Consider the following 11,632-nt stretch of genomic DNA (forward strand, 5'->3'; position numbering starts at 1 on the left):
CCCTGACGTTACGGGGCTGGCTTGTTGGACAGGCTGTAAACGTAGGTCGCAATGACATGAATCTTCTCTTCAGTGAGCAGATTCTCATGCTTGGGCATTTCCCCTTTGCGCCCTTCGCGAATGGTGGTTTCGATGTCCTCCAGGCGCGGACCGTAAAGCCAGGTGGTGTCTGTCAGATTGGGTGCTCCCATGGCCTGAATGCCTTTGCCATCCTGCCCATGGCAGGCGGCACAGACTGCGAATTTTGGCTTCGCGCGCTCAATGGCGGCGGCCTTATCCGCATCCTTGGCCAGATTCGGGCGGCTCAGGCTTTGCACATAGATGGCCATGTCGCGCACGGCCTTGTCGGTGTTACCGATAGCCGCGGCCATGGGCGGCATCATGCCGGTGCGGCCCTGGGCAATACTGGCAATAATCTGCTTGGGTTCACCGCCATACAGCCAGTCATCATCCGCCAGGTTCGGGTAGCCCTTGGCACCGCGGGCATCCGAGCCATGACAAATGGCGCAGTTGTTGGCAAACAGACGACCACCCACGGCCAGAGCTTCCGGGTACTCGATCAGTTCATCCACAGGGACCTTGGCAAACTGCTCAAACAACGGATCGGTCTGCCGCGCCACCAGGGCGACTTCCTTTTCGTATTGCAGTGTGCTGCTCCAGTTCAGCAGACCCTGATACTTGCCCAGACCGGGATAGAGCACCAGATATACACAGGCGAAGATCAATGTGCCGATAAACAGGAACAGCCACCAGCGGGGAAGCGGGGCATTGCGTTCCTGAATACCGTCAAAGCTGTGGCCGGTGGTTTCCTTGGCCGCTTCCTCGGGAGAGATCTGATTGTTCCACAACAACAGGCCCGCACAGCCGAGCAGATTGATGGCAACGATAATGATGATGAACCAGCTCCAGAAATCACTCATTGCTCGTCCCTCTCTTTGCGGCGGTCAGCCTCAAGGGCCATGTGTGAGAGTTTTTCGTAGTCTTTCTTGCGGCTGGGGCGATACACCCAGAGGGTCATCGCCATAAAAGCGACGAAGAAGACCAGCGTAAACAGGGCTTGAAAGCTCATTGTGCTACCTCCTTACGTTCCTGGCCCAGGGAAAGCAGATAGGCCACCAGGGCATCCTCTTCCGTGGCATCGGCCCATTCCCCCTCGATCTTGTTCAGCTGCTCGGCAATGTCCTGGTCGGTATAAGGCACACCAAAGGTGTCCTTGAACAAGCGCAGGGTTCGCTCGGTGTCGCGCCAGTCCACGAGATTTTCCTGCAACCAGGGGTAGGCCGGCATATTGGATTCCGGTACCACCTGGCGGGGATCACGCAGATGCTCACGGTGCCACTGATCGGTGATCGGGCGCAGGCCGACACGGGCCAGATCCGGGCCGGTGCGCTTGGAGCCCCACAGGAACGGATGCTCCCAGACATCTTCGCCGGCCACGGAGTAGGCGCCATAGCGTTCGGTCTCTGCACGCAGGGGGCGCACCATCTGCGTATGGCAGACGTGGCAGCCTTCGCGGATATAGATGTCACGACCTTCCATTTCCAGAGCCGTGTAAGGCTCCAGACTTTCCAGCGGCTCAGTGGTGGCCTTCTGCCAGAACAGCGGCACGATTTCCGCCAGGCCACCGAAACTCACCGCAATCAATGTCAGCACAATCATCAGGCCGACATTCTTTTCCACTCTTTCATGGGCATTGGACATGTCGGTCTCCTCAGGCAGCCTGCAGCACGTTGTCGTCGCCATGGGTATCGCGCTCGGCAACGATGGTCTTGTAGACGTTGACAGCCATCAGCACCATGCCGGCGAAGAAAACCACCCCGCCGAGCAGGCGGATGGCGTAGAACGGTTGCCGTTCTACCAGCTCCTGCACGAAGTTGTAGGTGAGGGTGCCGTCCGCATTCACTGCCCGCCACATCAGGCCCTGCATGATGCCGGACACCCACATGGAAGCGATGTACAGCACCGTACCGATGGTGCTCAGCCAGAAGTGGGCATTGATCCAGCCGATGGAGTACATCTGCTTGCGATCAAACAAGCGGGGAATCATCACGTAGATAGCACCGATGGTAATCATGGCCACCCAGCCCAGCGCGCCGGAATGCACATGGCCGATGGTCCAGTCGGTATTGTGGCTGAGCGCGTTGACGGTCTTGATGGACATCATCGGCCCTTCGAAGGTGCTCATGCCGTAGAAGGAGAGGGCGACGATCATGAAGCGGATGATCGGATCCGTGCGCAACTTATGCCAGGCGCCGGACAGGGTCATCATGCCGTTGATCATGCCGCCCCAGCTGGGCGCCAACAGCACAATGGAGAACGCCATACCCACAGACTGCGCCCAGTCTGGCAGGGAAGAGTAGTGCAGGTGATGCGGGCCGGCCCACATGTACACGGCGATCAGGGCCCAGAAATGCACAATGGAAAGACGGTAGGAATATACCGGGCGCTGGGCCTGTACCGGCACGTAGTAATACATCATGCCCAGGAAGCCTGCGGTCAGGAAAAAGCCCACCGCATTGTGCCCGTACCACCACTGCACCATGGCATCGATGGACCCGGAGTAGACCGAGTAGGACTTCATAGCCGATACGGGAATGGCGATATTGTTGATCACATGGAGCAGGGCCACCGCAATGATGAAGGCCCCGTAGAACCAGTTCGCTACGTAAATATGGGGTTGTTTACGCCGGGCAATGGTGGCGAAGAACACGATGGCATAGGCCACCCAGACCAGGGTGATCAGGATGTCGATGGGCCATTCCAGCTCCGCGTATTCCTTGCTGCTGGTGTAGCCCATGGGCAGGGTGATGGCCGCGGCCACAATCACCGCCTGCCAGCCCCAGAAGCTGAAAGCGGCCAGCTTGGGAAACGCCAGGGTGGCCTGGCAGGTTCGCTGCACCACGTAGTAGCTGGTACCGATGAGGGCTGAGCCGCCAAAGGCAAAGATGACTGCGTTGGTGTGCAGTGGCCGTAACCGGCCGAAACTGAACCAGGGTAACTCGAAATTGAGGACTGGCCAGGCAAGCTGGGCGGCGATGATCACCCCCACCAGCATACCCACAATCCCCCATACAACCGACATGATGGTGAATTGCCGTACCACCGTGTAGTTGTAAGAGGGTGAAACCGCTGAGTTTTCCATGTGCGTTCCCTTCCGAATGATGCGCCGGGAGACGATACCAAGCGTGTTCCCCGGCTTTCTTGATATAGATCAACTGCGCCGTTCGTAACCCTGGGACAAAATGTCTCACCCATCCTTGGATAGGTACACTGCCTTTGTGGTCACTTTTGGCGCAGTCGTCAACTGTCGGAAGGAAACGGTGCGGATTCAGACCCTCTTTTGGAAAAGTGAAAGCACCAGCGCAGTGAGCGCCGGCAGGAAAGTGATGGTCACGATGGCGGTGCCGAGCAACCCGAACAGGACAATCGCCCCGACACCCCGATAGAGCTCAGTGCCCTCACCAGGAATCAGCACCAGCGGCGCCAGGCCACAGACCGTGGTGATGGTGGTCATGGCGATGGGGCGCAACCGTGAGGCGACGGCCTCGCTCACTGCGTCCACGGCACTCATGGCATTATCGCGGAAATTCAGCGTCGCCTGATGCACGATCAGGATCGGATTATTCACCACCGTGCCCATCAGAATCAGGAAACCGAGCATGGTGATCATGTCGAACGGCTGGGTCAGTGGCGGCAACCCAAGCACAGGCAGTAATGCGCCCACCCCGTTCATCATCGCCAGGCCCAGCAAGCCGCTGGCAATGCCCAGCGGAATCGTGGTCATGATCAGCAGAGGAAAACCCCAGTGGGTGAAAATGGCCACCAGCAACAGGTAAACCAACATCAGCGCCACCACATAATTGCCGGACAGGGACTCCTGGGTAGCCTGCAACTGGTCGCTGGCGCCGGACAGGGTGATGCTGATGGTGTCCGGAATCTCGCCGGCATCACGCAGTTGCTGAATCATTCCACGCACCCGGCTGACCCCGGTTTCCAGGGCCACGCCCCGGGGCGGGATGATATTCAGGGTGACCGTACGCCGGCCGTTGACCCGTCGCACCACACTGGTGTCCACGGTTTCTTTCAGGGTGGCCAGGGACGACAACGGCACCGTTGCACCGATAGGCGTATGGACCGGCAAGCCGGGGAGGGCGGCCAGCTCCGGTCGGGTGCCGGTACGGTGGCTGTAGGCATAGATGTCGATCTTGTCGTCACCCAGGAAAAATTCATCCAGATAGGCGCCATCGGTAAGCGCGGCCACGGTAAAGCCCAGGTCTTCGGTGGAAAACTGCACTTCGGCGGCACGGTTCCAGCGCGGATGGACTTCGATCAGCGGCTGGGCCAGGGACAGGCTGGCAGGCTGGGACTGGATGCGCGGGTTATCAAAGATCTGCTCGGCCTCACGCTCCAGCCTTGATGCCACCGTGTAGATTTCCGCCAGATCCGCCCCGGCCACATCCAGCGTCACGCTGCGGGTACCGCCGTCGTTACTGGAAATGATCGACCCGCGAGCCGCAAAGGCGCCCATGCCCGGGTAGCGCTGATAGACCTCGGTGATGGCATCCATCATCGCTTCCATGTGTGCCGGGTCCACCGGCTCGGCGATAATGCGCAGACGCTCCGCATCCACGCCCATATTCACATACTTCATGGGCGGCCTGGCCAGTTCGCCCGACTCGTAGTCCGCCGGGTCGGCGCCCACCAGCGGCAGGAATTCTGCTTCCACCTCGTCGGCGATGGCTTTCATGGTGCTGAGGTTGTAACCCGGCGGCGCACTCATGCTGGCAAAGGTTTTCGGTTCCTCACCCTCGGGTAAATATTCCGCTGGCGGCGTCAGGAACAGCACAATGGCGCCCCCCATCAACACGGTTGCCAGCAGGGTAGTCACTTGCCGGGGCCGGCTACTGGAGAGGCGATCGGAAAGGAGGTGCAGGGCGGTCATCCAGCGGCTGTGCTGGCCGTCATGGGCGACCACCGCACTGAAGTCTAGCCGGGCGGAGAGGGTGGGGATCACCGTCATGGCCACCAGCATGGAAACCAGAATCGACGCGGACACGGCGATAGCGATATCAGAATAGAGCTGGCCGGCCTCTTCCTGAATAAACACTACAGGCAGAAATACCAGCACCGTGGTCATGGTGGAGGCGAACACCGCCGGCCATACCTTCTGGATGCCGCTCACCGCCGCGCGAAAGCGATCCAGCCCCTTGCGCCGTTCCATTTCGATGCTTTCCAACACGACGATGGAATTATCCAGGGTCATGCCGATGGCAAAGGCGATACCCGCCAGGGAAATCACATTAATGGTGCGCCCGGCCACCAGCAGGCCCAGAAACGCCGCAATGGTACAGATGGGAATACCGATCACGCCCACGGCGGTGATCTTCACCGAGCGCAGAAACAGGAACATGACCAGGGTGGCGAACACCGCACCGATGGCCAGATTGGTCCACACGTTGGCCACCGAGGCTTCCACGTAGCGCACATCATCGGCGATCAGCGCCATACGCATGCCCGCCGGCTCCAGCACCTCCCGATTGATCTGCACCACCTGATCAAACATGGCGTACTTGATGTCGATGACATTGGAGCCGGTTTCCCGGCGCACCGCCAGGCTGATTACCGGTTCGCCATTGACCCGTGACAGGCTGCGAACCGGGAAGTGATCGAGCACCACGGTCGCCACGTCTTTCAGGCGCACCAGGGAATCGCCGCTGCGGACCAGAATCAGTTCATTGAGGCTGTCGATATCCTTGAAGCGGCCCACCGTGCGCAGTAAATAACGCCGCTTGCCGCTTTCCAGCTCGCCACCGGACACATCCCGGTTGCGTTCACGCAGGGCATCGCGCACATCCACCACACTGAGCCCGAACTGGGCCAGCTTCTGCGCATCCAGCAGTAGCTGAACCTGCCGTTCGGCACCGCCGCGCACTTCCACCTGGGATACCCCGGCCACACTCTCCATGCGCGAGCGGACTTCATCGTCGATGAAGTCCTGCATCATGTCCATGTCGAGCCCGCGCGGATTATCAGGCAGGGGAGAGACGCGGTAATACATAAAAGCGTTGCTGGAAAAGGAACTGGACAGAATGCGCGGCTGATCTACGTTGTCGGGATAGGCAGGAACCTGACTGAGGGCGTTATTGACCCGGATCAGCGCATCGGTGATATCCACGCCGAAGGGAAATTCCAGCTCGATTTCCGCTTCGCCGCTGCCGGCGGAGGAGGTCATCCGTCGCAGGTTGGGAAGGTTGCGCAGGTATTCTTCCTGCTCAATGAGGATTTCCTTTTCCACATCCTGCGGCGTGGCACCGGGCCAGCTTGTCACCACGGAAATGGTGCGGACTTCCAGGTCCGGTATCATCTGCACCGGGATGCGCAGTGCGGCGAGAACGCCGAGGAGGGTGATGATCAGCACCACGACGGTCATCAGGGTGCCATGGCGGACGATCCTCTCGAACATTATTCCACCACCCGGATCTGATCACCCTCGCGCAGACTTTCGTTGCCGCGCACGACCACGCGATCGCCGCGCTTCAGGCCTTCGAGAACGGAAGCTTGTGGTGACTGGCCTGACGCGACTTTGACTACCTTACGACGTGCAACCAAGTCATCACCGTTACCCTCCGCAAGCCAGACCGTCACATTACCCTGACTGTCACGGAGCAGGGCGTCTCGGGGAACCGTGGGGCCGGCATTCGCTGACAGCATCGCTAGCCGGCCATTGACCGCCATCCCCGGGGTCAGCCCTTTTTCGTCAATGCTGGCCCGCACCGTAAAGGTTCTCGCCGTGGGGTCGTTTACAGGAACAATAGCGGTGATTTCTGCGCCCATGGGCTTGTTGTTTTCATCGTCCAGCCAGACCTCGAGGCCGGTATCTCGGGAAATCTGCGGAAAATAACGCTGTGGCACGGCAAAATCCGCGTGCAGCTCATCGCTGCCTACCAGCTCGAACACGGTACTGCCCGGAGTGAGCCATTCGCCCACCTCGGTGAGTTTTGCACTGATAACACCGCCAAAAGGGGCTCTCAGGGTATGCCGCTCAAGCAGCGCCTGCTGGCGTGCCACCTCGGCCTGGCTGGCCGCCAGGGATGACTTGGCCACCTGAACCTCGGATTCCAGGCTGCGCACCTCACTGGCGGCGATGCTACGCTTGGCGACCAGGCTATTGGCTTCCTCGAGACGCCGGCGGGCATCGGTCAGGGTGGCCTGTTGCTGCTGATAATTGGCCCGGGCGCGTTGCAGCTCCAGGCGATTCAGCTCCGCATCAAGTTCAATCAGCGGCGCACCGGCGTCCACCTGATCACCGATATCCACGAGCAGTTTGCTCACCAGACCGGATACCGACGCGGACAGCCGGGCGGCACGATCCGCCACCAGGGTGCCGTTCACCAACAATGCATCCTGGGAGCGCGACAAACTCACAGTTGCCACGGAGACAGGCTTGCGATCATCCGCCAGTGCAGCAACGGTGAATGACATGAGAAGAACAACCCGGAAGAGAAAGTGAAATGGCAGGGACAGTGACGGCATACGTGTCCTTGTTGGTTATTTTCAGATTCAATCTTGATTCGTAGTCTAGCAGGGCCAAAGGCAAGTCCGGGTGAATCGCGGGCGTAAGTATTGTACGTATCCACTCTGGAACAGGACCAACTATGGCTACGCATAATGTATATTATGTTAATATAGACACCAAGCATGTCTATGTCCACTGTGTACATTATGAGGATGTAGTTGAGCTTCTCAGAATGGCCAGTCAGTATATGCACACCTTGTCCACTCTGCATGGAAGCAGCTTGTGCTGGAACTCGTAAAGATCCGATTTGATGATTCTAACTATTCATGGACCGTTATAGATGATCACGGAAACCCAGTAGACGAGATTCGTGATTGGATCGTGCATCTTGAACAGATCAACCTCTCTCCCAATACAATCCAGGCATATGCACGTCATGTTGCTCGTCTTGGGACTTACCTCCACTCAAACAGTAAGGAAATCACCGGGATAACTGTTTCCGACTATGATCGTTTCCTTGAGTGGCTGCCTTACCATCTGAGTGGTATGGCCGATGATTCCTCAAATCTTGCCTTTCTTTCTCCTTCATTGGAGCCTGCAGCTAGGCTGGGCCCAACGGTGAATAACCAGGTGCACCTGGCCGTTAAGTCCTTTTATCGCTATTTGACAGGCAGAGGGCCTGCTTTTGCATCAGTCGCTGTCAGCAATCGACATCAGCCTGTAGACAGCTATAAGCCTTTCCTTGAACACATCAATCAACGCAGAAGTGTCAGGAAGAAAGATCCTTACCTTAAAGGGGATCTGGGGTCCGTAAGGAAGAGAGTAACTGAAAAAAGGATGTCGCCTGAGGCGGTTCTGGAGCTCATAAAGGCATGCAGCCTGGTCCGCGACGCCTTTCTTGTCACCCTCCTCTACAACACCGGAATGCGGATTGGAGAAGCTTTGGGACTTCGCCATGCTGATGTTGACCTTGCTGACGGTGTTATTTGGGTAATTCCTCGATCTGACAATGAAAATGGGGCCAGGGCCAAATCCAAGCGTGCTAGAGCAATCCCTGTAATGCCTTACCTGCTTGAAATGTACGAAGATTACATTACAAGCACAGAATACCTGGCAGCGTTTGAATCAGGCACGGAATATGTGTTCTGTAATGTTAAGAAAGGCAGGATTGGAAAAGCCCTATCTCGGAGCTACGCCGAGAATCTAAAAACGTATTTAATCAAACGTACGGGCTATACATTTACTTGGCACCACTTTCGCCACACACATGCTAGTGAGGCTATCGCTGATGGGCACGGGTTGCTAGCCGTTGCTGATCGACTTGGGCATGCCAGCCCTCAAACAACTCTCGATTTTTATAAGCACCTCTTTAGTAGTGAGGTTAGAAAATTACATCTGACCGGCCCAAACAAGCTGAAGGAGCGGCTTGAAGAATTTATGGAATCCGGCACCCAATTGGCTGAGCGAGGCATTAAATGGATTTAGAGCTGATTTCACATGACAAGGAAGGCGCTGATTTATATTCGGCGCAAATGGAAGCACGTTTAAACGCTATATCACCAGTATTAGCACAAGAAAGTGTATGGAATAAAAGCCTTCTCGATGAGACCCCATGTTTCGTTAATGAATATATAGCCGACCGAAGCCCTATTTCATTTGTTGGAATTCCTGAGACACCTTCACTAGAGGTCAAGCTCTACTGGGCTAACCTTCTTTCTGATCCAAGAATGAATTCGCAGTCTATAGTCCAAAGAAGAAGACTCCCAATGAGCTGGTTGATGGCATGCTGTGAGAATACGCTGCAAAAATTTGGGGTGACATGCATAGCCGATATTCCTCATCCAGAATTCCCACAAAAAGGCTCAATTGGTCCTAACAAGAAAGGCCACAATAAAGATCTGATTGCACATTTTATGTTGTTCGATGAAAACCCTAACAGGGCGATGGTGAAAATACAGTACACTAAGTCGGGCGAGTTGAAGGAAAAGGAATACACCTCCCCACAAATTACTGTTGTTGGCGACTTCCATAAAAAAATAATTATTCAGCGCGACCAATTTAAAAGCCTAAGAAAACGGAATATATTGCTCTTCGATGACTTGTACTCTGAGTATCACGTAAGGTACAAGGATCTCCAGAAGCAAAAAAGTAGCTACGCCAATTTATACCAGTTCCCGGAGTGGTTAAGGGATGCTGTCAGAGAACACATTGTCGACAAGGTCACGCACGGAGAATTGGGCCCCAAAACACTTACCGGCTATGTTGCGAGACTCAAGCATTTTAGTAATTTCATGCATGAGACATTCGAGCGGCCATCTCCCAGCTCAATAACGGATGTTATTATTGGTGATATGTTTGTTGATTGGGGGAACGCAAAAGGCTTGTATGGCAGAAACTGGTATACCGACACACTGGCTATGCTGGCTACAGCAGCCAGGAAGTGGCCTGACATTTGGCCTAGCTTAACTGTTTCAGGTCGATCTTCGAAGAAAATTAAGAATGTGCATTATAAAGAAGGTCTTGGAAGGTTGGGTTATGCGCAGGAAGGCGGTGGCCGTGCTTACTCTCAGAGAATTGTTGATGAGCTCTATTCCGCAGTAAAGCATGCGCCCTCACCTACCCCATGTGTTTTTACTTTGATAATGGGGGCTGGCATGAGGTCTGAAGATGGCCATGCCATTTTGTTTGATTGTCTAGATGAAGATCCGAACGACGCAGATTTCATGCTGCTTACATTCTGGCAGAGCAAAGTTAGCAAGTGGAATGTAAAGCCTTTGCACAAGAATAATAAAGACCATGCTCAGATAATTAACGCGATTGAAGAGCAACGGTCTGCAGTTATTAAACGACACGGAAAGAAGACCAAATACCTTTTCCCTGTATTCAATGGCACTCATGAAAGCTTTACATCGCCCGCCTACACTATGGGCGAAATAAAAAAACAATGCGTAAGCACTGGTGTATTATCTGATGACGGGTCCCCTCTTTCATTTTCCTGGCATCCTCTGAGGCATACCAAAGGCACCTCAATGGCCAAAGATGGCCATGACATATTATCGATTATGATGGAGCTTGGACATGCCAGTCCTGACATGGCCACCGCATATATAAACAACCGGCTTGAGCTCAAGAAAAAAGCCCTTCTGCAAAATGGCGGTGGCCGCTTTTACACAATTGAGGGGGAGGTAGATGAAAGCGTAGCCAACCTCCTCGTAAGAAAAGGTCAGATAAGAGCTACACGGGTGTGTGGCGGCGCTTGTACAATGCCTGCTCAAATTGGTGATTGGTGCGAGCATGCGAATGCTTGCTATACATGCAAACATTACCGCGCTGACGCTAAAGATGTAGATTTCTTTAAGAATGAGAAAGGCGCAGTAATTAATCTGATTGAAGAGCAGCAAGAAGAGCTTGTGGCTTTGCAGGAGAATCAGCAAAGTCGTATGTCTGAAATTACAGGCCGCAGACTTGCTAAAAACAAGGAAATATACAAGCGGCTTAATGACATAGTTTCTTCGATTGAAGCTGATGGCCAGTATCAAGGTCGTGAGCAACAAGCGCGCAAAACCTCACTGGAGGATAAATGAGTGAAGACAACCTTGATGGTTTGCGTCAGGCCAGGGATGAGCGCAGCCTTCAAAAGCGTAGAGCCGTCGAGCAAGCGGTTGATCAATTGAAGCAGAGCAATGAAACGATCACATTTAAAGCTGTTGCCAAGCTGGCTGGTGTAAGCCGACAGTATCTTTACAACAACTTTAAAGACCAGATTTCTAGTATGAGGGAGGGAGACCGGGCTTCGAGCGTAAAAATTGATAATGTCACCGTTCCAGCTAGAACACCCGAGGAGTCTCGGCATGTTGAAGCCCTGCTGAGAAACAAGATAGATCGACTAAAAAAAGAACTTGGCTCTGTTCGGCATGAGAATTCCAGGCTTAAACAAGCGCTTGAAAAAGAGCGAGGGAAGTCTGAGCATTTTCGGAAAAATTGGATAAATTCAAGAGGTAAGTAATAAATTGATAAGTGCCAATTTTTGAAGCCGCCCAAAATTTGTTCCTTGCTGGTTTTGAGCGTAGAAAGCCTGCCGGCCAGTTTATCTTGGCCGGCAGGTTAATCACGAAT

The 11,632-nt window shown here is 54.8% G+C and carries 9 protein-coding genes; 3 read left to right on the forward strand and 6 right to left on the reverse strand.

From position 1 onward, the window contains the following. Positions 1 to 8: 8 nt before the first annotated feature. The 6 genes from ccoP to ACMG4N_RS11195 form a co-directional block, all read right to left on the reverse strand. Entirely contained in the window at positions 9 to 920 is a 912-nt protein-coding gene (gene ccoP, locus ACMG4N_RS11170) for a cytochrome-c oxidase, cbb3-type subunit III (RefSeq protein WP_297763750.1), read from the reverse strand. Then, positions 917 to 1,069: a cbb3-type cytochrome oxidase subunit 3 gene (locus tag ACMG4N_RS11175; RefSeq protein WP_297763753.1), complete on the reverse strand. Its 153-nt coding sequence runs from the start codon at positions 1,067 to 1,069 to the stop codon at positions 917 to 919. Before ACMG4N_RS11175 ends, ccoP begins: the two co-directional genes overlap by 4 nt. Next, positions 1,066 to 1,701, reverse strand: coding sequence for a cytochrome-c oxidase, cbb3-type subunit II (gene ccoO, locus ACMG4N_RS11180; protein ID WP_297763756.1), 636 nt, complete (start codon positions 1,699 to 1,701; stop codon positions 1,066 to 1,068). Before ccoO ends, ACMG4N_RS11175 begins: the two co-directional genes overlap by 4 nt. 10 nt (positions 1,702 to 1,711) lie before the next feature. Continuing rightward, entirely contained in the window at positions 1,712 to 3,142 is a 1,431-nt protein-coding gene (gene ccoN / locus ACMG4N_RS11185) for a cytochrome-c oxidase, cbb3-type subunit I (protein WP_297763760.1), read from the reverse strand. Between the two features lie 186 nt (positions 3,143 to 3,328). Continuing rightward, a complete protein-coding gene (locus ACMG4N_RS11190) occupies positions 3,329 to 6,463 on the reverse strand; it encodes an efflux RND transporter permease subunit (RefSeq protein ID WP_414431674.1) in 3,135 nt (1,044 codons plus the stop codon). Further along, positions 6,463 to 7,482, reverse strand: a complete 1,020-nt coding sequence (locus tag ACMG4N_RS11195; protein ID WP_414431675.1) for an efflux RND transporter periplasmic adaptor subunit — start codon at positions 7,480 to 7,482, stop codon at positions 6,463 to 6,465. Before ACMG4N_RS11195 ends, ACMG4N_RS11190 begins: the two co-directional genes overlap by 1 nt. Before the next feature lie 316 nt (positions 7,483 to 7,798). Between ACMG4N_RS11195 and ACMG4N_RS11200 the strand changes: the two genes are divergently transcribed. The 3 genes from ACMG4N_RS11200 to ACMG4N_RS11210 are packed head-to-tail and all read left to right on the forward strand — an operon-like array spanning position 7,799 to position 11,522. Continuing rightward, a complete protein-coding gene (locus ACMG4N_RS11200; protein ID WP_414431676.1) occupies positions 7,799 to 9,001 on the forward strand; it encodes a tyrosine-type recombinase/integrase in 1,203 nt (400 codons plus the stop codon). Then, positions 8,992 to 11,100 (forward strand): tyrosine-type recombinase/integrase, encoded by a 2,109-nt coding sequence (locus ACMG4N_RS11205; RefSeq protein WP_297763770.1) that lies wholly within the window; start codon positions 8,992 to 8,994, stop codon positions 11,098 to 11,100. The genes ACMG4N_RS11200 and ACMG4N_RS11205 overlap by 10 nt, the downstream gene beginning before the upstream one ends. Further along, positions 11,097 to 11,522, forward strand: a complete 426-nt coding sequence (locus ACMG4N_RS11210) for a DUF6262 family protein (protein ID WP_273633852.1) — start codon at positions 11,097 to 11,099, stop codon at positions 11,520 to 11,522. Before ACMG4N_RS11205 ends, ACMG4N_RS11210 begins: the two co-directional genes overlap by 4 nt. Positions 11,523 to 11,632: the final 110 nt, after the last annotated feature.

This window comes from Alcanivorax sp. IL2 (assembly GCF_047495475.1).
Lineage (GTDB): Bacteria > Pseudomonadota > Gammaproteobacteria > Pseudomonadales > Alcanivoracaceae > Alcanivorax.